This is a genomic window from Aeromonas sp. RU39B (assembly GCF_900156095.1).
GTDB lineage: Bacteria > Pseudomonadota > Gammaproteobacteria > Enterobacterales > Aeromonadaceae > Aeromonas.
This window is the reverse complement of the sequence record NZ_FTMJ01000003.1, coordinates 398,640-420,978: the sequence shown is the minus strand read 5'-3', so window position 1 is coordinate 420,978 and position 22,339 is coordinate 398,640. Positions and strand designations below refer to the sequence as shown.

23 protein-coding genes are annotated in these 22,339 nt (G+C 61.0%); 11 read left to right on the top strand and 12 right to left on the bottom strand.

The features are described from left to right. Positions 1-363: 363 nt before the first annotated feature. The 6 genes from BW958_RS07380 to BW958_RS07355 all read right to left on the bottom strand — a co-directional run bounded on the left by BW958_RS07380 (position 364) and on the right by BW958_RS07355 (position 7,284). Positions 364-1,602, bottom strand: a complete 1,239-nt coding sequence (locus BW958_RS07380) for a DEAD/DEAH box helicase (RefSeq protein ID WP_076575076.1) — start codon at positions 1,600-1,602, stop codon at positions 364-366. A gap of 144 nt (positions 1,603-1,746) precedes the next feature. Then, a complete protein-coding gene (locus BW958_RS07375; protein ID WP_256701898.1) occupies positions 1,747-3,069 on the bottom strand; it encodes a ferredoxin reductase family protein in 1,323 nt (440 codons plus the stop codon). Positions 3,070-3,135: 66 nt separating this feature from the next. After that, positions 3,136-3,531 carry a DUF6515 family protein gene (locus tag BW958_RS07370; RefSeq protein WP_076575075.1) on the bottom strand — a complete coding sequence of 132 codons (396 nt, stop codon included), beginning with the start codon at positions 3,529-3,531 and terminating at the stop codon, positions 3,136-3,138. Between the two features lies 1 nt (position 3,532). Further along, positions 3,533-3,811: a hypothetical protein gene (locus BW958_RS07365; protein ID WP_076575074.1), complete on the bottom strand. Its 279-nt coding sequence runs from the start codon at positions 3,809-3,811 to the stop codon at positions 3,533-3,535. A 317-nt stretch (positions 3,812-4,128) separates the two neighbouring features. After that, a complete protein-coding gene (locus tag BW958_RS07360) occupies positions 4,129-6,069 on the bottom strand; it encodes a MacB family efflux pump subunit (RefSeq protein WP_076575073.1) in 1,941 nt (646 codons plus the stop codon). 3 nt (positions 6,070-6,072) lie between these two features. Further along, positions 6,073-7,284 (bottom strand): efflux RND transporter periplasmic adaptor subunit, encoded by a 1,212-nt coding sequence (locus tag BW958_RS07355; RefSeq protein WP_076575072.1) that lies wholly within the window; start codon positions 7,282-7,284, stop codon positions 6,073-6,075. A gap of 152 nt (positions 7,285-7,436) precedes the next feature. Here BW958_RS07355 and BW958_RS07350 point away from each other — a divergent pair, with 152 nt between their 5' ends. The 3 genes from BW958_RS07350 (at position 7,437) to BW958_RS07340 (ending at position 10,420) form a co-directional block, all read left to right on the top strand. Next, positions 7,437-8,129 (top strand): response regulator transcription factor, encoded by a 693-nt coding sequence (locus BW958_RS07350; RefSeq protein ID WP_076575071.1) that lies wholly within the window; start codon positions 7,437-7,439, stop codon positions 8,127-8,129. Further along, positions 8,120-9,577 carry a sensor histidine kinase gene (locus tag BW958_RS07345; RefSeq protein WP_076575070.1) on the top strand — a complete coding sequence of 486 codons (1,458 nt, stop codon included), beginning with the start codon at positions 8,120-8,122 and terminating at the stop codon, positions 9,575-9,577. The genes BW958_RS07350 and BW958_RS07345 overlap by 10 nt, the downstream gene beginning before the upstream one ends. 81 nt (positions 9,578-9,658) lie before the next feature. After that, positions 9,659-10,420 (top strand): nitroreductase family protein, encoded by a 762-nt coding sequence (locus tag BW958_RS07340; RefSeq protein WP_076575069.1) that lies wholly within the window; start codon positions 9,659-9,661, stop codon positions 10,418-10,420. Positions 10,421-10,467: 47 nt separating this feature from the next. On the opposite strand, the gene BW958_RS07335 is transcribed toward BW958_RS07340, so the two are convergent. Beyond that, positions 10,468-10,848, bottom strand: a complete 381-nt coding sequence (locus BW958_RS07335) for a VOC family protein (RefSeq protein ID WP_076575068.1) — start codon at positions 10,846-10,848, stop codon at positions 10,468-10,470. A gap of 78 nt (positions 10,849-10,926) precedes the next feature. Between BW958_RS07335 and BW958_RS07330 the strand changes: the two genes are divergently transcribed. After that, positions 10,927-11,787 (top strand): helix-turn-helix transcriptional regulator, encoded by an 861-nt coding sequence (locus BW958_RS07330; RefSeq protein WP_143233039.1) that lies wholly within the window; start codon positions 10,927-10,929, stop codon positions 11,785-11,787. Positions 11,788-11,799: 12 nt separating this feature from the next. Here BW958_RS07330 and BW958_RS07325 read toward each other — a convergent pair whose 3' ends face one another. Further along, on the bottom strand, positions 11,800-13,944 hold the full coding sequence (locus BW958_RS07325) for an AsmA family protein (RefSeq protein WP_076575066.1): 2,145 nt from the start codon (positions 13,942-13,944) through the stop codon (positions 11,800-11,802). A gap of 179 nt (positions 13,945-14,123) precedes the next feature. Here BW958_RS07325 and BW958_RS07320 point away from each other — a divergent pair, with 179 nt between their 5' ends. After that, positions 14,124-14,420, top strand: a complete 297-nt coding sequence (locus BW958_RS07320; RefSeq protein WP_076575065.1) for a hypothetical protein — start codon at positions 14,124-14,126, stop codon at positions 14,418-14,420. 241 nt (positions 14,421-14,661) lie between these two features. Here BW958_RS07320 and BW958_RS07315 read toward each other — a convergent pair whose 3' ends face one another. After that, positions 14,662-14,874: a hypothetical protein gene (locus BW958_RS07315; protein WP_076575064.1), complete on the bottom strand. Its 213-nt coding sequence runs from the start codon at positions 14,872-14,874 to the stop codon at positions 14,662-14,664. A 195-nt stretch (positions 14,875-15,069) separates the two neighbouring features. On the opposite strand from BW958_RS07315, the gene BW958_RS07310 reads away from it, so the two are divergent. Then, positions 15,070-15,771: an SDR family NAD(P)-dependent oxidoreductase gene (locus tag BW958_RS07310; RefSeq protein WP_076575063.1), complete on the top strand. Its 702-nt coding sequence runs from the start codon at positions 15,070-15,072 to the stop codon at positions 15,769-15,771. Position 15,772: 1 nt separating this feature from the next. Here the strand turns inward: BW958_RS07310 and BW958_RS07305 are convergent, their stop codons facing one another. After that, on the bottom strand, positions 15,773-16,231 hold the full coding sequence (locus BW958_RS07305) for a 2-amino-4-hydroxy-6-hydroxymethyldihydropteridine diphosphokinase (protein WP_076575062.1): 459 nt from the start codon (positions 16,229-16,231) through the stop codon (positions 15,773-15,775). A gap of 166 nt (positions 16,232-16,397) precedes the next feature. Here BW958_RS07305 and BW958_RS07300 point away from each other — a divergent pair, with 166 nt between their 5' ends. From BW958_RS07300 to BW958_RS07290, 3 genes are read left to right on the top strand one after another with little or no spacing between them, the layout of a single operon-like run. After that, positions 16,398-17,816, top strand: coding sequence for a sensor histidine kinase (locus BW958_RS07300; protein WP_076575061.1), 1,419 nt, complete (start codon positions 16,398-16,400; stop codon positions 17,814-17,816). Positions 17,817-17,832: 16 nt separating this feature from the next. Further along, positions 17,833-18,336, top strand: coding sequence for a hypothetical protein (locus BW958_RS07295; protein WP_256701896.1), 504 nt, complete (start codon positions 17,833-17,835; stop codon positions 18,334-18,336). Between the two features lie 10 nt (positions 18,337-18,346). Beyond that, positions 18,347-19,636: a sigma 54-interacting transcriptional regulator gene (locus BW958_RS07290; protein ID WP_076575059.1), complete on the top strand. Its 1,290-nt coding sequence runs from the start codon at positions 18,347-18,349 to the stop codon at positions 19,634-19,636. 36 nt (positions 19,637-19,672) lie between these two features. Here BW958_RS07290 and BW958_RS07285 read toward each other — a convergent pair whose 3' ends face one another. Next, on the bottom strand, positions 19,673-20,158 hold the full coding sequence (locus BW958_RS07285) for a DUF1097 domain-containing protein (RefSeq protein WP_076575058.1): 486 nt from the start codon (positions 20,156-20,158) through the stop codon (positions 19,673-19,675). A gap of 356 nt (positions 20,159-20,514) precedes the next feature. Here BW958_RS07285 and msrP point away from each other — a divergent pair, with 356 nt between their 5' ends. Both msrP and msrQ read left to right on the top strand, forming a co-directional pair. Then, entirely contained in the window at positions 20,515-21,501 is a 987-nt protein-coding gene (msrP, locus tag BW958_RS07280; RefSeq protein ID WP_076575057.1) for a protein-methionine-sulfoxide reductase catalytic subunit MsrP, read from the top strand. Further along, positions 21,492-22,079 carry a protein-methionine-sulfoxide reductase heme-binding subunit MsrQ gene (gene msrQ, locus BW958_RS07275; protein ID WP_076575056.1) on the top strand — a complete coding sequence of 196 codons (588 nt, stop codon included), beginning with the start codon at positions 21,492-21,494 and terminating at the stop codon, positions 22,077-22,079. Before msrP ends, msrQ begins: the two co-directional genes overlap by 10 nt. Here msrQ and BW958_RS07270 read toward each other — a convergent pair. Further along, positions 22,039-22,323 (bottom strand): PepSY domain-containing protein, encoded by a 285-nt coding sequence (locus tag BW958_RS07270; protein ID WP_076575055.1) that lies wholly within the window; start codon positions 22,321-22,323, stop codon positions 22,039-22,041. The two genes, msrQ and BW958_RS07270, sit on opposite strands and share 41 nt — an antisense overlap. Positions 22,324-22,339: the final 16 nt, after the last annotated feature.

Here is a 22,339-nt window from a genome sequence, read left to right as displayed (position 1 = left end):
GCCCGTTACGACTGGTGATACATGTTTCTCGGGAGTGACCGTCAGGTTATCTGGATGGTGCTGCGCCTTCTCCCAAGAGGTGGATGTCCCAATTATACGCTCGCCAACCACTGCGGTCAGCAGCGATGTCGTCATCCTAAGCACTGACCCGCTTTCATTGATTGTCGTCTGGGCCCTGCCGGTATCATCGGCAGCGAGTTCGGCTGTGTGTAAAACCGTCGATTTGCCGAAAACCTAACTTTTCCTGCCCGTTACGACTGGTGATACATGTTTCTCGGGAGTGACCGTCAGGCTATCTGGATGGTGCTGCGCCTTCTCCCAAAAGGTGGATGTCCCAATTAAAAAGCCACTGACAATGGCGGCTTAGCGCTTGGCTTTGCCGCTTTGATTGCCCAGTGCCTGACGGCGGGCGCGCTGCTTTTGGGCGCCTTTGCTGTTGCGCCGCGAGGTGGGTTCGCTGCGGGTCAGGTCCGGCTCAAAGCCGGGGAACCACTGCTGCGGCAGACGGGTGTCGAGCACGGCTTCCACCTTTGCCAGCAGCGGCGCATCTTCCGGGCTGAACAAAGTGATGGCGAGCCCCTTGTTACCGGCGCGGCCGGTGCGACCAATGCGGTGTACGTAATCCTCAGGCTGATGCGGGAACTCCAGGTTAATCACGTAGTTCAGCTCGCTGATATCGAGGCCACGGGCGGCCACGTCGGTGGCAACCAGCGCCTGCAGGGTGCCGGCACGAAACTCCTGCAGCACTTTTTCCCGTGCGCCTTGTGACAAGTCGCCGTGAAAGGCTAGGGCATTGATTCCGCTCTTGCTCAGTTGCTCGGCCAGCTTGTCGGCCCCCTGACGGGTGCGGCTAAAGACAAGTGCCGGCGCCCAGCCTTTGATACTGAGCAGGTGCTGGACCAGCGCGACTTTGCGCTCGCTGTCCACCGCATAGACCCGCTGCTCCACCTCGGACGCCGTGGTATTGCGCGGCGCTACCTCAATCAGTTCGGGGCTTTGCAGCAGCACCTTGCTTAACGCAAACAGATTGTCATCGCAGGTGGCTGAAAACAGCAGGGTTTGCCGCTCGCTCGGGATCTGTTTGAGCAGCGCCTTGATCTCGTCCATAAAGCCCATATCGAGCATGCGATCCGCCTCGTCAAACACCAGATGGCGCAGCGCAGAAAGTGTCAGTGCCCCCTGACGCAGATGGTCGAGCAGACGGCCGGGGGTGGCGATCAGGATATCCACCCCTTGTTGCAGCGCCTCAACCTGCGCTGCGATGCTTACCCCGCCATAGACCAGCGTGCAGGAGAGGCCGGTCCCTTTGCCGTAGCGCTCGACACTCTCATAGACCTGCACCGCCAGCTCGCGAGTGGGCACCAGCACCAGTGCGCGGATCGGGCGCACTGCGGCATCGACCTTACTTTGCAGCAAGGTTTCCAGCAGCGGCAGCACAAAGGCGGCGGTCTTGCCAGTGCCGGTCTGGGCGCCAGCCAGCAGATCGCGCCCGGCCAGGATCAGCGGAATGGCCCGCGCCTGGATTGGAGTGGGTGTGGCATAGCCGAGCTCACTCAAGGTTTGTTGTAAGCGCGGTGAAAGAGGGAGTTGGGCAAATGACATAAACCATCCTGCGCACGGCGGCAGCGCCACCTAATCATCAAATTATGGGGGCAGATGGTAGCAGAAGTGTGGGCTTGGTCGCAGGCTCATCGTAATGATGGCGAGCGATAAGGCATGCCCCGTTGTGGGACATGCCTCAAGGGCTTAGCGAAAGAGAAACAGCTCGCGCCGGAACGGCACCTGCAAACGCGCTTGCAGCAGGTCAGCCATCTTCTCGGGGCCGCAGAACCAGACCGGTGCATGCTGGGTGGCGGCCAAGGCATCGAGATCCATCATGCCGCTCTGGCAATCGAGGTGCAGGCGGTAGGCCACTCCAGTCTGGCGGCACAGCTCGGTGAGCCGCTGACGATAGGGCACCTCTTGTTCATCGGGGGCGCACTGCAGCAAGGTGGTGCCGTGGCGCTGTTCGCCGCGCGCAGCCAGTTGCTCCAGCCAGGCGATAAAGGGCGCAATCCCAATCCCGGCCGCCAGCCACAGGCCGTTGGGCTGGCTTGGCAGGGTAAAGGCGCCATAAGGGCCGGTCACTTGCACCGCATCGCCCACTTTCAATGCCTGCTGCAGCCAGTGGGTATGATCGCCCAGATCGCGCACCGCAATCTTGATAGTGCGGCCATCTGGCGAGCAGTGCAGCAAGGTGAAGGGGTGATCCTCGCGGCTACCGGCAAAGCGGAAGAAGGCAAACTGACCGCTCTGATAGTTGCCAAGCGGCGCAGCCAACTGCATCGTGATCTCAAGGGTGCGGCTATCGAGACGATTCAAGGTGCTAACCTGGCCGCGAAGCTGATCGCGCTTGCCGACCCGGCCAAACAGGGAGTAGAGCGCGCCGATGGCGCCCAGCGTGCCACCGACGATCAGCGTGATGCCGAGCGGGGAGAGCAGACCGATGCGCGGCAGCATGCACAACGCGTGGATATAACCGCCCAGATAGATGACTGGTGCCAGCTTGTGGATGGCACGAAACTTCTCATAGCGAATGGCGGCGAGCAGACTGACGATGACTAACACAATCAGCAGGTAGAAGCTCCACTCCCCGAGGGTATTGCCGACGCTGTGCAGCAAGGCGTTGAATTCACTCGGGCCGGCCCCTGCCGGCGCACCACGGCGCTGCGGACGGGTCAGCCAGCCGGCAGAGACGGCCCACTTGGGCGACTCGACAATCAGCCAGTGCAGCACCAGCAAACCGGTGGCCCACAGGGCTGTGCTGCGGTGCAGGCGCAGCATACGGTCGAGCCCGCCACAGAGGCGCTCAAAGCGCGGCAGACGCAGGGCCAGCAGCACGCTGGCGATCATTGCCGCCAGACCCAGTGTGCCGGTTAGTATCAGCAGTTGGTTTCGCCAGGACCAAATAGTGTCAGGCCAGGTGTTGATACTGACCAACCAGATCAGTGTCAGTGCGAGGGGCAAAGCCCAGCGCAAAGGTGAGGGGCGCATGGTGAAGGTCTCCGAGTCATCTTCATTCGTGACCATTTCACCATGCGACTGTGAGCAAAGTGTGCCACAGCGGGAAGGTTTTGTAGCAGTGTGTGACAGACCTTAGCGAAGCCCGGCAGGCGGCGGTACTTCGATATATTGGCCGTTGATATCCCGCTGATAGTAACGCCCATCCCGCACATAGTAACGGCGGCCATCCACATCAACGGTGGTAAGTCCGCTGCTGGTCACCACCGTCGTGGTAGCCGGTTTTTCGACGACCACATAGTGATCCCCTTCGGGACGGTAGTAGATGCCATCGAGCATGTAGTAGGTCAGACCGGCGATCAATACGGTGGCCACTCCAACGGGCAACGCATCAAACGAGCGGCCAGGGTGAGGATGCGGGCCGGGAAAGTCGAATCCCGGACCATCGAATGGTCCGCCTGGCCCGGGGCGAGCCTGCGTCGGCAGGGCCAGGGTGGCGGCCAGCAGTAACCAGGTCAGGGAACGGATCATCTTATTTCTTCTCCTTGGTGGTCTCTTTTTCCGGGGCCAGAGGTGGCATCACCGGCAGTTCACGCACGCTCACCAGCACTTCATAGCGCTTGCCCTGTTCGGCAGCCGGCACCAGCTTGGTCAGTGACTCGGCGGTAGCCTGCGGGTTGCTGGTCAGCTGGCTGGCCTGATAGACAGCCATAGGGGGCGGCATCGGCATGAAGTCGCGCCCGTGCTGCGGCTCCATAGCCTGGCTTTGGGCGGCAAACAGCAAGGTCAGCAAAACGGGAAGGGTACGCATGATGGCTTTCTCCAGAAGGAACGGTACAGCGTCATGAAACGCCACCCGGAATGTGCATTCAAAGGGATTTACGACCTCTTTTCATCGCCTTTACAGACCGCTTCCCAAGCGGCGTCAGAAGCTGTCATCGCGGGGAAAAAGTGGCCGGGCACTGGGCCCGGCCAAAGCCCCGAATGTCAGGTTGGTGCCTTGCGACACGTCCCTTATGGACGGGAGTTCAGGCGGCTGTCGGTTGCGGACCCGACAGCATGTCCCCACCGGTACAGAGTGACCGGCGCAGACTCGGTAGGGGCAGATTGCGCTGCCCTTCCTCGATACTACTCGCGCTCCAGCGCATGGATCGGGTCCATGCGGGCGGCGCGGCGCGCTGGCGCAAAGCCGAACAGCACCCCGATCAGGGTGGCGCACAGGCAAGCGCCGAGCATGGCCGGCAGCGAGTAGATCATCTGGAAACTGGAACTGAAATGGTCAAACAGCACGCCAATCAGCAGCGACAGGGCGATGCCCAGAATGCCGCCAAGCAGGCAGACCAGCACGGCTTCGATCAGAAATTGCTGCAGAATGTCGCGAGTGCGGGCGCCGACCGCCATGCGCACCCCGATCTCGCGGGTGCGCTCGGTGACCGACACCAGCATGATGTTCATCACCCCGATACCGCCCACCAGCAGCGAGATAAACGCAATCATGGCAATCAGCAGGGTCAGGGTGGCGTTGGTCTCGGTGATGGTCTGGCGAATGCTGTCGGTGTTGAGCACAAAAAAATCTTCGCTGCCGTGGCGCAACGTCAATAACTGGGTAATGCCTTGCTGCGCGGCATCGAGCGATACCTCATCGACCACCCGCACGCTGATACTGCGCAGATAGGTCTGCCCCAGCATCCGTTTCATGGCGGTGGTGTAGGGGATCCAGACGTTGAGGTTTTCATCACTGCCAAAGCCGCTCTGGTTCTTGGTGGCAACACCAATGACCCGGCAGGGCAGATTGCCGAGCAGGATCACCTGACCAAGTGGGTTTTCACCGTTGGCAAACAGCTTGTCGCGGCTGTTTTGATCAATCACCACCTCTTGCGCCAGCTCAGTCACGCTCTGGCGATCAAAGCCCATCCCTTCGGTCAGGCTGTAGCCGCGGACCAGAAAATACTGCTCGCCGACGCCGTTGACCGTGCCGCTGACGGCAATATTGCCCACCCGTAGCGAGGTCGAGGTGGAGAGTGTGGGCGTGACACTGTGGATATAGCTGAGCTGGGCCAGTGCATCGGCATCGCTGCTGCGCAGGGTCTGGATGGCGCCCGAGCGCATATCGCCAAAACCGCGCCCGGGGAACACCTCAAGCGTGCTGGTGCCCATGGCGTTGATGTTGTCGAGCACCTTCTGCCGCGAGCCTTGGCCGAGCGCCACCACGGTCACCACCGAGGCGATGCCGATGATGATGCCGAGCATGGTAAGAAAGGTGCGCAGCCGCTGCGATGACATGGCCAGCAGCGCCATTTTAAGCGCATCACCCAGCCCCGACAGGGGGCGGGCATGACCGCTGGCGCTGCTAGTGGGTTCGTCGGGTGGCGGAGTATTTTTCGCCCCTTGCTGCCTGTCTGCCACGATGCGGCCATCTTTGAGCTCGATGATGCGCTCGGCATGGCGGGCAATGTCCATATCGTGGGTGACGATAATGACGGTATGGCCCTGGCTGTGCAGCTCTTTGAGAATGGCCAGCACCTCGGCGCCGCTGTGGCTGTCGAGGGCGCCGGTTGGCTCGTCGGCAAGGATCACCTGACCGCCATTGATCAGCGCTCGGGCAATACTGACCCGCTGCTGCTGGCCGCCGGAGAGCTGGTTCGGCTTGTGCTCGAGGCGATCGCCAAGCCCCAGCCGGTTGAGAATGGTGTCGGCGCGCTCGCGCCGCTCTTGTGCCTTGACGCCGGCATAGAGCGCCGGTATTTCCACGTTGCCACGGGCAGTGAGATCACCCAGCAGATGATAACGCTGGAAAATAAAGCCGAAGTGTTCACGGCGCAGGGCCGCCAGCTGATCCGGATCGAGGTCGGCGATGTTACGCCCGGCCACGTCATAACGTCCTGTACTCGGCTGGTCGAGACAGCCAAGCAGGTTCATCAGGGTCGATTTGCCAGAGCCGGAGGCGCCGACAATTGCCACCATCTCACCACGGGCGATGGATAGGTCAATATCGCGCAGCACGGTGACCGACTGCTCACCGCTGGCAAAGGTGCGGCTGACGCCCTCAAGATGTAGCAGCGCGCTCATCGGTTACAGACCCATGGGGGGAGGGCGCATGCCGCCGTCGCTGCTTTTGCTGCCGGCCGCCGATGCCGTGCTGATGACGACCCGCTCTCCTTCCTGCAGGCCATCAAGGACCTGGGCATCCACCTTGTTATTTAGCCCAACCTTAACCCGGCGCAGGCTTAACTGCCCCTTTTGGTCCATCACCTGCACCTGATCGCCCATCAGGGCGGTGGCGGGGATCACCAGCGTCTTCTCGGCCTTGGCCAGCACGATATAGACCTGTGCCGTCATGCTGATGCGCAGGGTGGCATCGGGGTTGGGGACGTCAAACAGACCATTGTAGTAAATCGCGGTACTCGAGCTGCTGGAGCTGCTCGAACTGCTGGAGCTACTCGAGCTGGAGCTTGAGTCATCATCATTGATGGAGTCTGGTGCCGGCTCGATGGCGCGCAGCTGGGCATCAAAGCGGCTTTGCGGCGCGCCGAGAATGGTGAAATAGACCGGCATGCCGGCGCGGGTCTTGACCACGTCAGCCTCGGAGATCTGCGCCTTGATAGTCATGGTCTCGAGCTGGGCAATTTTGAGCAGAGTCGGGGTGCTCTGGGCGGCGTTGACCGTCTGCCCCTCTTCGACCGGAATGGCTACTACGGTGCCAGACAGGGGCGCCGTGATACGGGTATAACCGAGATTGACACGGGCGGTGTCGGCGGCGACCTTGGCCTGCACCAGCTGGGCATCGAGGGCGCGAATCGTGGCGCGGGTTTCGTCCAGGGTGGCTTTGGCACTGTCAAAATCAGAGCGGGATCCGAGCCCCTTGTCGAGAATGCGCTGCTGGCGCTCGAAGGTGAGCTGGGCGTTTCGCAATGTGGCCTGCTTGGATTCGAGCTGGGCCTGAATATTGCGCTGCTGGGCCTCGGCATCTTTTAGCGAGTTTTGCTGGGTCAGATCGTCGATCTCAACCAGCAGATCCCCCTGCTTTACCTGTTGCCCCAGTGCGACGTGAATGGCCTTTATCTGGCCGGAAACCTGAGCGCCGACGCTGACCTGTTTTTTGGCCTCTAGGGTGCCGTCGGCCAGCACCGACTGCTCCAGGTCGCGTCGTTCCACCACGGCGGTGATGACACTGCTATTCTGGTTGGCAGGCGCGCGGCCAAACAGGGCAGCCCCGATGAGCAAGATCAGGAAAACCGCCACAGCCGGTAGCAACCAGCGGCGGTGGGTGAGCAGCTTGGACATGGGGAATGAACATCCTTTTGACAATTCGCAGGCACTCTAGCGCAGAGGGCGGTTAAGTCTCTCCCAACGCTATGTAAGAATTACGTAAAGGCGGCTGCTTGCCTTGGCCTGAGTGGAGAAAATGGCGCCAGCCGTAGAGGAGGTAATAAATAATGAAGATCCTGCTGGTTGATGATGATCTGGAGCTGGGGACCATGCTGAGCGAGTACCTGGGGGGTGAAGGATTCTCCGCCACTCACGTACTGACTGGACAAGCCGGTGTCAGCCATGCACTGAGTGGCCGCTATGATGCTCTGGTACTGGATGTGATGCTGCCCGATCTGAGCGGTACCGAGGTGTTGCGTCAGGTACGCCAGCAAAGCAATCTGCCCATCATCATGCTCACTGCCAAGGGCGATAATATCGACCGGGTGGTGGGGCTTGAGATGGGGGCCGATGACTATATGCCCAAGCCTTGCTATCCCCGTGAGCTGGTGGCCCGCTTGCGCGCCGTGCTGCGCCGGGTGAGCGATACCACTGAGCACCATACACAGGCCCGTCCCGATGTGCTGATGCTCGGAGCACTGACCCTCAATCCGGGCACCCGGATCAGCGCCTGGCGCGGCTCGCAACTGGAGCTGACCGCGACCGAATTCAACATGCTTGAACTGCTGTTGCGCAGTCCCGAGCAGGTGGTGACCAAAGACACCCTGTCGCTCGAGGGGATCGGCCGCCCCCGTGAGGCCTATGACCGCAGCGTGGATGTGCACATCTGCAATCTGCGCCAGAAGCTGCACCAAAGCGCCGGCGAGACGCTCGCCATCGAGACCATCCGCAGTATCGGTTACAAGCTGGTATGCTGCTAAAAAGTCGACTGTTTTGGAAAATCCTACTGGGCTTCTGGCTGACCATAGTGCTGGTCAGTCAGGTGCTCTGGATCGCCTTTAGCAACCGCGACCACGTTCCGCCGGAAGAGCGGTTGGCGCAGCGGCTGGCCAATCAGCAGCTGGCGGCGGCGGCCGCTGTGCTGGCCGATGGCGGTCAGTTTGCCCTGCAAGCACTGCTCAGCGCCTGGCCCGAGCAGGAGAGTCGACTGGTGCAAGTGTTGCCCGGCGATACGCCGCTGCCGGTGACAGAGACCAGCGCAAGCACCAAGAGTGACATCAGCATGATGCCACCTCCGCCCAAGCCAGAAGGGGGAGAGGGCCATCCGCCGCCCGATGAGCAGATGATGATGCCAATAGGGCCTCACGACATGTTTGGCCCCGACTCTCCACAATCCCTTGAGATGCGCCAGCAACATCTGCTGGTACGCACTGTGCTGAGCCTCGATGGCAAACGCTATCAGCTGCGCTATGACCTCGACGGTCTGCGCCGCTTGCTCACCCCGCCGACTAACTCTACTTGGCACTGGCTGAAGATGCCGCCGCCGATGCTGTGGATTGGCGGTCTCGGTGGCCTCATCTTTAGCGCCCTGTTTGCCTGGCACCTGACCCGGCCGATGAACGCCCTGCGCGAGGGATTCTCCCGCGTGGCGGCTGGCGATCTCGGGGTGCGTCTGCTGCCCGGGCTGCGCCGGCGCCGCGACGAGTTGACCGATGTGGGGCGCGATTTTGACAGCATGGTCGAGCGCCTGCACCAGCTGGTGGTGGGGCGTGAACAGCTGCTGCACGATGTATCTCATGAGCTACGCTCGCCGTTGGCGCGCATTCAGCTGGCGATTGGTCTGGCCGAGCAGAACCCGGACAAGGTGCCCGGATCCTTGCAGCGTATCCAGCAAGAGACCGGCCGCATGGATAAGCTGATCGGCGAGCTGCTGACCTTGGCCCGCGTCGAGCAGGGGCAGGGCACCGAGCAAACCTATTACGATCTGCAAGAGTTGGTTGAAACCGTGGTGGCCGATGCCCGTTTTGAAGGGGAGCGTGCCGGTGTGGCCGTCGAGCTCTTTGGCGAGCTTCCGGTGACCCTGTGCGGTAACGCCGAACTGGTGCGCCGCGCCATCGAAAATGTAGTGCGCAATGCGTTGCGTTTCTCGAAACTCGGCCAGAGCGTGGTGCTACAACTGGGTCAGGAGGGTGAGCGGGCGTGCGTCCGGATCCGCGATCAGGGGCCTGGTGTGGAGGAGGAGAAGCTCTCGGCGATCTTCGATCCCTTTGTGCGGATCGGTTCGCCGATGCAGGGCAAGGGCTATGGGCTCGGGCTCGCCATTGCCCGCAAAGCGATGCTCTGTCAAGGCGGTAATATCTGCGCCAGCAACCGGCCCGAAGGCGGGCTGGAAGTGGTGCTGATGCTGCCCCTGCCAAAGTTGAATTAATGGTGGGCGCCACCGCTTCCAAGAGCAGTAAAGCGCAGTAAGATGGGGCAGTTTTCTGCCCCTTCCTATCAGGAGTCATCCATGAGTGATGCCATGATTTCCCTGCTGCGCCAGCGCCGCTCGGTACGCCAGTTTACCGGTGCCCACGTCAGTGATGCCGATCTTAAGACCATTCTCGCAACGGCCCAGCAGGCACCCAACTCCATCAACGGCCAGCAGATCTCCCTGGTGGTGACCCGCGACAAGGCCACCATCGCCAAGATTGCCGAGATCGCCGGTGGTCAGCCGCAGGTGGCCGGTGCCGATCTGTTTATCACCATCGTCATCGACTATCAGCGCAGCGCCGAAGCGGCTCGTCTGGCCGGTGAAACCCAGGTGGTTGAGCAGAGTGCCGAGGGGATTTTGGTGGGGGCGCTGGATGCCGGCATCATGCTCAATGCCCTGCAAACCGCCGCTGCGGCGCTTGGCTATGGCTCGACCGCGATCGGCGGCATCCGTGCCAATCCGCAGGCAATGATCGACCTGCTCGGTCTGCCGCCGAAGACCTTTCCGGTGGTGGGCACCACGCTTGGCGTGGCCGATACCAGCAAGATGCCGCAGCTAAAGCCGCGGGTGCCGTTGGCGAGCTTTGCCCTGACCGAGCGTTACGATCTGGCTGCCGTGCAGGCCGGCGTGGCCAGCTACGACGCCGAGCTGCGCGCCTGGTGGGATGCGCAGGGTCTGACCCAGATGCCCTCTTACGTGGCCTCGACGGCCGGCACCTATCGCCGTATCTACTTCCCCAAGATTGCCAGCACCCTCGAAAGCCAGGGGTTTGCCTTCCAAGACCAACTCCCGGCCTGATAGGGTCGAAGATAGCGTGTTCAGGCCGCGCAAGACGCGGCCTGTTATTAGACGGTCAATTCAATCTGATTGCCTTCCGGGTCGAGAAAAACACTCTCGTAATAGCCATCGCCGGTGTGGCGTGGCCCGTCGAGGTGGCGCAAGCCGGTCTGCTGCAAGTGAATCGTCATGGCATCGACAGCCGCCTCCGACCCGAGTGAAAACGCCAGATGTGCCAAGCCAAAGAACGGCATATCGGCAGGTTCGACAATGTCGGGTCGGTGCATCAGCTCAAGGCTGGCGCCGCTGCCAAAGCGCACGAAGCGCGAGCTGAACTGCTTGCGCGGGTTGTGATAGGGCTCGCCCAGTTCACCGTCGAACACGCCACAGTAAAAACGGGTGAGGGTTTCCAGATCGCGGGCCCAAAGGGCGACGTGAGTGATATGCATGAGGGTTCTCCTTTATCCGGTATGGCTTCATGCTATGCTCGGCCAACCAATAACCCCATGGCTGCCGCCGCCAACCTAATGTCTGAAACTGCCATCCATGAGCTCATCGACGTCGGTCCGCTCTGCCGCGAGCGGATCTGCTGTGATGCCCTGTTACCGGCCTTGAGTGACGGGGGGATCTGGCTCGCCGGTCTCTCGGATCTGCAAGGGGTATACCGCATCGAACGACGCTTTGAGCGGGTGCACACCTTTTTGCTGACGCAGGCTGGCGCAGGGGAAGTGTGGGGTGCGGATGGCTGGCAGCGTCTTTACGCCGGGCAGTGGGCGCTTGTCCCTGCCTGCCAACCGCTTTATTACCGCCTGCCGGCCGACCAACCCCAATGGCAACTGCTGTGGGTGCTGTTTCATGCCGGAACGCCCTGGGATCAGGTCGCGCTCGGTGGGCGCTGCGGCTGTACCTCCCAACATCCACAACTGCTGCACACCGTTGAGAACCTGTTTGCCGAGCAGCAGCGCTTTGCTGATCCGGCGCTCTCCTCCTTGCTGGTGCAGCAGCTCTCGCTCTATTTGCACCGTCTGCTCGACAAGGGGCAGGCGGCCCGTCACAGCGAGCAGCAGTGGTTGGTGCTGGAAAGTGCGCTGCGCGCTGCACTCGCCGAGCCGTGGGATGTGGCGCGAATGGCCGGGCTGCTGCATCTGTCCGAGCGTCAACTGCACCGGCTGTGTCAGAGTCAGGGGGCTACCACCCCGATGGGATTGCTCAGTCGGTTGCGACTGCGTGAGGCGGCGCTACTACTGGCCACCACCTGTCAGCCGCACAAAGTCATCGCCGCACACTGCGGCTTTGGTAACGAATACCACTTCTCCACTGCCTTTAAACGCCACTATGGGCTGGCGCCCAGCCACTATCGCCAAAAGCAGCATCCTGCCTGGCGATAGTGGCTTGTCCGGTCAGTGGAACAGCCCCTTGAGCAGGGCATCAGCGGCGCCTTTGACGGCGTCGTTATCGCCCTTGTTGCCAAGCAGCTTGTTCAGACCGCGCTCGGCCTCTTTGCGCGCCTTCTCCTTGAGCAGGGTGTTGTTTTGCAGCAGCGCCTTGAGATCGAGCTGGTAGCTCGGCTGGCTCCAGCTGCCACTGATGCGTACCGGAATGGTGACATTCTTGAGCTCATCGATATCGCGGCCGCCCTGGCCCTTGCTGGTGCCGACCACCGAGGTGTTGAACAGAAAATCGAGCTGCTCACTGACCAGATTGGTCTCCCCTTCGCCATGCACGCGCAGGGCCGGGGCAAACAGCTGAATATCCTGACTGCGCGCCTTGCCACCGCCAAGCACGAAGTTGGCGGTGAGATCGCTAAAGTCAGTCTTGCGGGTCTCTTTGACATACTCGGCGCGCTGGCCTTTGAGGGTGGCGCGCGCCTCGCGGATCATCTCGGGCAGGTTGACCCCGTTGATGGCACCGTCGCTGACCCGCAGCCCCAGCTTGCCTTGAATATTGCGTCGCAATGCGGGGGCAGAGAGGCCACTGCCGCTGGCATCCAGAGTGAGTTCACCTTGCCCGGAGAGGATGCCGGTGTCGGCAAACTGCTTGAGCAGGGGCTCCATGGCCAGCCCTTTGGCGCTGGCGACCAACTGATAGCGGGCCGGTTGTTGGCGGCTGTCGAGCTGGCCGTGCGCGGTCAGTTGACCGCCGTCATAGCCGGCTTGCCACTGCTGCAAGTTGAGCAGGCCATTTTCCAGCGTAAATAGCAGTTTGGGTTGGGTGAGCGTGATGCCTTTCACTGTCAGCTGGGCCAATGACAGGTTGCCGGAAAGATCCACTGCGCGCAGGGCCGACAGATCCGGCTCAGCGGAAGCCGGAGCGGCTGGCTGAGCTGTTGGAGTGGCGGATGCTGCGGGGGCCTTGCCACTCTCTTTTTTAGTCGGCTGGCTGGCCAGCCAAGGGTCGAGATCGAGCTTCTCGCCCTGCAGGGTAAAGCGGGCGGTGGGCCGCTCACTCCAGCGCAGCGAGGCATCACCGTGGAGTGCTATCTCATTGGCGGTGAGTGAGAGCTTGCTGGCGACCAGTTGCTGCTGGGTGCGATCGAGCGTGATGTCCCCTTTGACGCCCAGCTTGAGCGGCGATGGTGGCAACCCCTGACCGCTCAGCGTGCCCTGCAGGTCACTGCCTGTTAGCGTCATGGTACCCAGTGCCGGCGTGGCCTGCAGTGTGGTGGCCAGCTGCAGGTCAAAGGTCTTTTCGGCGGCCTGGCCACGGGCACTCAGTTGCAGAGTGGAGGGCTGAGTGAGAGAGAGTTGCTCTGCGTTGAGGGTGACGGCCTCAAGGTGAGTGGCGCCGCGCTCCAGCGCGCCAGAGAGAGACACCGCGCGCAGTTGGCTTTGCAGCGGCTCTGGCGCCAGCTTCAGCTCGGCTTGACCGCTCAGGCTAAAACGGCCCTGCTCGTCGCTCCCCTCCAGCGCGAGGGTGATTGGGGTCCAGCTTTCCGGTTCAAGAGAGCCAATCGACAGGTCGAGTTTGGCCAATTGCAGGCGGCGGTTGCTGCGCTCATCGATCAGCAGGGCGCTGGCCTGCGCCAGCTCGATGCTATCGAGGCGGATCTGCCACGGCTGCTTGCTGCCGGCGCCTTGTGCGGCTTCACTTTGCGCCGCCGCACTGGGTGCAGGTGCCGCGCGGGTGTCAGCCGCAGCGCTTGGCGTGTTGCTCGTTGCGGTCAGTCCGTCGAGGTTGCTGCTGCCATCTTTGCGGGTATGGAGCAGCAGATGCGCTCCTTTGAGGTTGATGGTGCCTATTTCGAGGCGGTGCGAGAGCAGAGGCAACACCGCCACCGAGGCGGTAGCCTGCTCGAGGCGAATTAAATCCGGCTCGGCAAAGCCATCGGGATTGCGCAGCGCCGCTTCGCCGACGCTCAGGCCCAGACGTGGCCAAAGGGTCCAGCTGATAGGGCCATTGATAACCAGCTGACGCCCGAGGTTGCGTTGCACCTGCTCGGTCAGCATGGGTTTGAACTGGTTGGGATCGATGGTCATGACCAGGGTGGCGGCGGCCAGGATCAGGGCTATCACCATGCCGCTTAAGATCAATATCGCTTTTTTCATTGGACACTCCTGATGGGAGGGTAATGCGTTGCGACTATAGCACGACGGGATTCAGCGGATACCTGCCGTCTGGTCGGCTGCGAAGAAGCGTGGCGCATCTGGCTGCACAAGGGCGCTGATCTTGCGCCGTGGCCGTGCTAGGCTGGCTGCCGATGTCAGCGCAGTGGAGGAGAGAAGCGATGCGTATCGGCATGTTATTGGGGTTGGCCTTGCTGGCAGGCTGTTCACCTACCACCGACCGCGAGGCGGATCTGAACCGTCTGGTCGAGATCTGTCTGCAGCAGAAACTGCCGGCCACCATGGCCCGCGAAGGGGAGGCGTCCAGCGTTGACCCGCAGAAACTGGCTGATGAGCAGCAACAAATTGAAGCGCGCTTTGCCGATGAAGATAACCGGGCATGGCTCGAGACTCAGCACCGTGACGACGATGCCGAGCAGACCTGTATTGAAGAGACGCTGGAGCGGCTGGAGAAATAAAAAGCCAAGCCCGCCAGAGGGCGGGCTTGCAGGACTGCGGATGATTCAGGCAAACAGCAGTGCGCACATGCTGACGATCAGTACGACCGCACCACCGACCGTCAAGGTGGCCCATTTCATTTCAACACTCATGCATCACTCCTTGTGGCAGTTGAACAGATCACAGACTGTGTAAATGGTAATTCATTTCTGACCTAACTATCTGTGATGTATGCCTAAAGTCGTATGCAGATTCCATCAATCAGTGGGTAAATTGCCAGATGCATTGGATGATCGCGGCCGCGATAATCAGACTCGATACCCCCGGCAGCAGCCACCAGCCCAGTGAGAGCTGATTGGCAGTGACCTCGGGCATGTTGGCTAACGGGGTCATGGCTCTTTGCAGAGGCTGTTGCATCTTTTCAATGCCGTTACGCAGGTCGTCGATGTGTTCTTGCAGGCTGATATCGCTCATGATGCACCTCTGGTTCTGGATAATTTCTGTGAGTACCTCCTCTGTGTTGCAAACCCCTTGCCACTCTTTTTATTCCTTTAATTTCAATTACTTAATGTTTATCTCTTCTTAAATCACTGCATTTTGCAACGGAACTCGCCATGCTGTTGAAAATTGACAGGCACAGTGCAAAGCAGGTTGCGTGGGAGGGATGAGATGCGGGCTCTGGTAACCGGGTGTGGACGGCGGCTGGGATTTTATCTCTGCCAGCAATTGGTGGCTGCCGGCTGGCAGGTGGTGGGGCAATATCGGCGCGAGCATGCCGGGCTCGATGCCCTGCGCGCACTGGGGGGGGAGCTGATTCAGGCTGATTTTACCCACCAGGAAGAGGTGCAGGCGCTGGGGCAGGCGGTGGCACAAGGGCCGCTCGATCTGCTGATCCACAATGCCTCGTTGTTTGAGCCCGAAGCCGCCGACTTAAACGCCCAGCTCAGTCAGTTCGAACGCTGCTATCAGGTGCATATGGCCGCGCCGCTGGCGCTTAATCGATTGCTTGCCGAGCGTCTGGCACACAGCGGACGTGGCAGCATCATTGTTATCACCGACATCTATATCCACGCGCCGCCTGCGGCCATGGCTGCCTATGTGGCCAGCAAGGCCGGATTGCATGCACTGGCCATGAGTGCGGCGCGTGAGCTGGCACCGCGGGTGCGGGTCAATACCATCGAGCCCGGCCCCATCCTGTTTTTAGATGAGCACGATACCGCCTGGCGTGAGCAGGTGCTTGCGCGCACGCCGCTGGCCTGCGAGGGGGGCTTGCAGCCGATCTGGCAAGCGGTCGCCATGTTGATCGACAACCCGTTTATGACCGGGGCGTCACTGCGGGTGGATGGTGGCAGGTCGCTGGCGACGCTGTAGCTTAGTGCAGTGAGAGCTGACAGGGCTTGCGCCCGACCACCCGGCCGAGCGGCCGCAGCCCGACTTTGCGCTCTGCGGGGAGCGGTGTGCCGTACAGCTCGGCCAAGAGCCCAGAGAGGTAGCTGTCGACCTCCACATCGGTAAAATCGGCCCGCTCGCGGCCAGCCAGAATATCGATATCGAGGGGCCGGTCGCGCACCTTGCATTGCGGATCAGAGCGATCCCGGCCGTGGGCGCCTTCCAGCTCGACAAAGTGCCGCTTGAGGGTGGCGGCATCGAGATCGCTTTGCAGCACAAACAGGCAGTTGAGAAAATCGTTGTGCGAGCTCATGCCGACCGGCTCGGTGCGGATGATGGAGCTAAGCGAGAGTTGGCCAAACTGCTGGAGCAGCTCGCCGATGACCTGGCGCACATGCTGGCGCGGTTTGAGGTTGGAACCGATGCTGCACAGATAGTACATCTCTTCTCCTTACTCTGGTCGGACATGGTCTCCAGAGTAGGGTAATCATCCCGCGTTCGCAGCTCCTTTGTTGCAATGCTGTGACAGCAGATCCCCTGCGGTGCGGGTTGTTGCTTTTGCAGCCGTTGTGGCTATGCTGGGCGCCTCTCTTCAAGGAAGCGCGCTGATGAGAAAACTGGGCCGCCAATTTCACCCCCGTTCCCTGCTGACACTGGTTCTGACCGGCTACATTCTGGTGCTGTTGCCGCTGCTGATGATGATCTGGCACGACTACAAAACCCTGAGCCGTTTCAGCGTCATGGTAGAGGATGGATCGCTGCGGGTGCTGCAGGACACTCGGCGCGCCATTGAGCTGACCAGCCTCAGTGCCGAAATTGAACGCACTCTGCGCCGCTATGCGGTGCTGGAGCAGCCCAATTTGCTGGATCGCTATCAGCATCAGCTCGACTGGTATCGCAAGCTGCTCGAGGAGCATCGTGAGGCGCTGCCGGCCGATGCCGAATACCGGGCGCTGGAGGAGGATCTCGCCTGGCTCGAAGGGCTGGCCAATCTGAAAAGTGCCAAGCAGAACGCCGATAGCCCGCGTTTTATCGAGATCCACCGCCACAGCCAGGATCTCGAGGCGGCGACCACCGCTTGGGTTGATGATCTGGTGGTGGAGGTGAAGAGCCGTATCGGTATTTTGCAGCGGGAGCTGACCTGGATGTCGGCCATGGTGGCGGGGTTGACCCTGCTGCTCTCTCTGCTGTTTACCTACCTCATCATTCATCCGGTGCGTCAGCTTGAAAACCGTATCCTGAGCCTGGGCGCCGGCGGTGAACCGGATCGCAGCAGAGTGGAAGGGCCGGTTGAGCTTCAGGTGCTTGGCGAGCGTCTAAGCTGGCTGCATGACCGGCTGCAAGAGCTGGAGCAGCAAAAATATCGCTTCTTGCGCCACGTATCTCATGAACTCAAGACCCCGCTGGCGTGTCTGAGGGAGGGGGCCGATCTGCTAAGCGAGCAGATCGCCGGTCCGCTGACGGCGGATCAGCAGGATATCTGCGGCATGCTCACCGAGAATAGCCGCCGACTGCAGAGTCTGATTGAGCGTCTGCTCGACTTTAACCGGCTCAGTCAGCAGGAGGCGTTCGAGCGAGTGCCGGTGCCCCTCGGACCTGTGCTGGCCGGGCTGATCGATACCTATCGTCTGCATCTGGATGCCAAGCAGATGCAGGTGGTGATGCCTGAAGAGGATTTCTCGGTGAAAGGGGAGCCTTATCGCCTGGGGCTGATCCTCGATAATCTCTTCTCCAACGCAGTGAGTTATGGCGCGCAAGGCGGTACCATCTGGTTGCGCTGCCGCCGTGAAGGGCGCCAGATCGTGGTGGAGGTGGCCAATGAGGGCACACCCATCCCGCCGGCGGATCGCCACCGTATTTTTGAGCCGTTTGAGCAGGGCTCAACCCGTCGTCAGGGACTGCTCAAGGGGTCAGGGATTGGCCTGTCGGTTGCGCTGGAGTCGGCGCACAGCCTGGGAGGCCAGCTCAAGCTGGTGGATGACTCCCAAGCTGATGTCTGTTTTCGTTTAAAGCTGGAAGCCTGCTGAGTTGAGAAGAGCTGCTTTGTTATGTACCAGTCTCCTGCTGGGAGGATGCAGTCTGCTGGGGGGAGTTAATACCGAGCCGACGCCGGCTATGTTGGCGGCCCGTCAGTCGGATTCGTTGCAGGCCCTGCTTTTGCGCATGCAATACGGTAACTGGCTGCTGGGCAGCCGGCCGCAGCAGCGCGATCAGGAGCGTCAGCGTCTGCGTGGGCAGAGTGATCTCGACAATCGCCTCAATCTGGCGATGGTCAACAGCCATCCTGATGAGCCGGTGGCGCGGCGTAAAGCGGCGCTGGATACCATTGAAGACCTGCTGCCCGAGGCCAGCCTCGACGAGCAGGCCTATCTGCGCAGCTGGCTGAGCTTGTCCCATGCGCAACTTGAAGCGAGCCCGGCCACGGCCGAAGTGCGCCGACTGCAGGCGCGCATTCGCGATCTTGAGGCCAAGATCGCCAAGTTGACGGTGATTGATGATCAGATCAATCAGCGCAGTCAGTCGGGACCGAGCCAGCCCGGAACATGAGGAATTTCCTGTGAAAGGTCGCATCCTGCTGGTCGATGATGATCAGAGTCTGCTGAAATTGATGACCCTGCGCCTGCGCAGTGAAGGCTATGAGGTCGATACGGCAGAGAGCGGGGAACAGGCGCTGGCGCGATTGCGTCAGCAGCGGCCTGATATGGTGCTGACCGACCTGCGCATGGATGGCATGGACGGTCTCAATCTGTTTGAACGCATCCAGGCCGAGTGGCTGGGAATGCCGGTCATCATCATGACGGCCCATGGCACCATCCCCGATGCCATCGCGGCAACCCGCTCCGGGGTGTTCAGTTTTCTGACCAAACCGATCGACAAAGAGGCGCTACGCCAAACCCTCGAACAGGCACTGGCGCTCTCCCGGCCGGCGCAGGTGGATGAGCTGGAGGCGCAGTTTCCCACCCACAGTCCGCCTATGCAGCAGACATTACTGCAGGCCCGCTCGGTGGCGGCCATGGAGGTCAACGTTCTGATCCGTGGCCCTTCCGGTAGTGGCAAGAGTCGCATGGCGCGGGTGCTGCATCAGAGCAGCCCCCGTGCCGACAAGCCTTTCTATGCCGTGCAGTGCGGCGCCCTGCCTGATGACGAGCTGGGGCGACAGCTGTTTGGTGAGGGCAGTGATGCGGGTCTGTTTGAGCAGGCTCGCGGCGGCACCTTGCTGCTCGATGAAATTGGCGAACTGTCGGCGCCGCTGCAGGCCAAGCTGCTCAAGGTGATGGAGGAGCTGGCGCCGGGTCAGGAGGTAGGGGAAGTGCGGGTGCTCAGCACCACCCATCAGGATCTGGTGCAGGCGATGGAAGAGGGGCGCTTTCGCGAAGATCTCTACTATCGCCTCAACGTGGCCAACCTCACGTTACCGGCCCTCTCCGAGCGCAGCGAGGATATTCCGATGCTGGCGCGGCAGGCGCTCGATGAGGTGAAAGTGCGCCATGCCTGTCCGGCGGTCGGTTTTGCCCCCGAGGCGCTGACCTTGCTGGCCAAAGCCTCCTGGCCGGGTAATATTCGCCAGTTGTTCAACCTGGTCGAGCGGCTGGCGGCGCTCTCAAGCGGCCCGATGATCGGCCCGATCATGGTGGAGACGGCCCTGGCCGGCGCAGGGGTGGCAGTGCCTTCATTTAACGAGGCGCGCGCCGAGTTTGAAAAAGAGTACCTGATCCGTCTGCTGCGCATTACCGAGGGCAACGTGACGCTGGCAGCCAATATGGCAGGTCGCAACCGCACCGACTTTTACAAACTGCTCAGTCGGCACAATATCGAAGCGTCCCACTTCAAGCTGAAGGGGGGATAAGCAGAGGGGTGGCCATGGCCACCCCTCATGTTTGGGTCAACTTTCGAGTGCGCTGTTCGCTGGCAGCGTGCTGGCCGGCTGAGTGCGCCGATGCAGCCACAACCCCGAGCTCTTCATGGCCCAGCCAAACAGGGCGCCGATCAGCAGCGAAGGGAGAATCAAACGCCACTCGCCCGCGGCACCGAAGGTGGCGCAGCAACCGGCAAAGGTGCCCGGTATGTAGGAGAGCCAGCGGTTGCGCCCCTGTACGCACATTAATGTGGCGACCACGCCGGTCATGACGTAGCTGAGCGTCCCCATGCCCCACCACTGACTGCCGTCAATCAGCAGTAGCGCCCACAGCATGCCGCTGGTGTTGCAGAGCAAGGTCATCGGCAGTGCGCGCCGACTGCCATCCGAGGCAAAGTAGCTGGTACAGCCTAGAAAACCGACCCAGGCGATCAGCCCGAGTGTCGTGGCCAGCCAACCCCAAAGGGCGGAGAGCAGACCGGTGGTGAGTGCGATAGCAACAAGCGGTGACATGGTCGTTTTTTTATCTGTTTTGGAAAAGTGCGCAAGCCTACTCGCGGCCATGACGCTTGCAATCTTGTGGCCAATTTAGCGTGATCTAGATCACACACCACCAATTGGGAATACGTTTGCCATCGCGAAAAAACTTTCATGGCAAGCGGCAGCGAGGGGAGGCATAGTAAAAGTTCCCCGTTCAAGGTGGAGGTGTGTGATGCTCAAAGGAATGATCCTGCCGCCCCTACTGGTGCTGGCATTGCTCTATCTCACGGCCAATATGGCCGGCGCAGTAATTAATTAGTGCTCCGGTGTAATATTTGGCTACCTGAGTCGGTCTAATGGGTATCACGACTGACCCAGGTAGCCCAGCCATGTTGATAAAGAACGCTCACCACGCCCTCTTGACCGAACAATCGGTCACGCCCGAATCCGTTTATCGCGACCGTCGCCGCCTGCTCAAAGGGCTCGGATTTGGCGCCGCCGCACTGGCGCTGCCGGCTCATGCCGGTGTGCTGGACCTACTCTCGCCCAAAGCCCCCGAGAACCACGGAAAGCCGCTCAATGCCAGCAAGGCGACGCTGCCTGCTGACCTGCAACTGACACCGGAAGGCAAGGTAATCAGCTACAACAACTATTACGAATTTGGCACCGACAAGAGCGACCCGGCGGCCAATGCCCACACGCTTAAGCTGGAGCCCTGGACGCTGGCTATCGAAGGGGAGGTGGAAAAGCCGCAGACCATCGATGTCTGGCAGCTGATTCACAGCGCCGCGCTGGAGGAGCGCATCTATCGTTTCCGCTGTGTTGAAGCCTGGTCTATGGTGATCCCCTGGATCGGCATTGGGCTCGGCACCTTGCTCAATGCCGCCATGCCCACCAGCCGCGCCAAGTATGTGGCCTTCGAGAGCCTCTATGATCCGGAACAGATGCCTGATGCCGGTGCCAGCGGGATTGCACTGCCCTATGTGGAAGGGCTGCGTATCGACGAGGCGATGCATCCACTGGCACTGCTGGCCGTGGGGCTCTATGGCAAGACATTGCCGGCGCAAAACGGCGCGCCAATCCGGCTGGTGCTGCCGTGGAAGTACGGATTCAAAAGTATCAAGAGCATAGTGCGCATTCGTCTGCTTGAGACCATGCCGCCGACCACCTGGAATCTGTTGGCACCACAGGAGTACGGTTTTTTTGCCAACGTCAATCCGGCGGTGGACCATCCGCGCTGGAGTCAGGCCAGCGAGCGTTTTATCGGTGAAGGTGGCGTGTTTGATGCCAAGCGTCAGGCGACGCTCCCGTTTAACGGCTACGCCGATCAGGTCGCCAATCTTTATCAGGGAATGGATCTGCGCCAATGGTACTAAGACTGCCCCGCTGGGTATTGCTGACCCTGCATCTGCTGGTTCATCTGCTGCCTCTGTTGGCGCTGGGATGGTTGGTGTTGGCCGCCAATGCGGGGCTGCTCGGAGGCGATCCGGTGCCCGGCATTATTCACTGGCTGGGCAAGGGGGCGCTTAATCTGTTGCTGCTCTGCCTGCTGGTATCGCCGCTCGCCAAGGGGTTTCGCCAAGGGGGGCTGATGCGGCTGCGCCGCCCGCTCGGCTTGTGGGCGCTGGCCTATGCGACCTTGCATGTGGTGAGCTGGATGTTGCTGGACTTGCAACTGGCGTGGGGTCAGATCGGCAGTGAATTGGTCAAGCGTAACTACATCGTGCTGGGAATGGCTGCCTGGCTGATTCTGCTGGTGCTGGGGGTGACCTCATGGCCACGGCTGGTACGCAAAATGGGGCGACGCTGGCAAACGCTGCACCGCAGTATTTATCTGGCAGCCCTGCTGGTGCCGGTGCATTATTGGTGGTCGCTCAAAAGCGGCTGGCAAGAGCCGGCGATCTATCTGCTGATCAGTGTGAGTCTGCTGGCTTGGCGGCGCCGCCCTTTTTGACGGGGCTCCCCTCGAGAAGTTGACCGCTGTCGGAGTCGAGATAAATGGTCACCTTCTCGCCCTTGGTATTGAGGGCTTGGACCTCATAACAGCGGTTTTCCAGCTCGATTTCGCGGATATCATGATACCCCTGCCGCAGCAGCAGGTTAATGATGGCCTCGATCTCGAGAACCTGGTCATCAGCGGTGGCCAGCACGGGCGCGAGGCCAAAAAGCAGCACAACAGTGCGTGTGATCATATTCATGACGGATTCAGGGCTG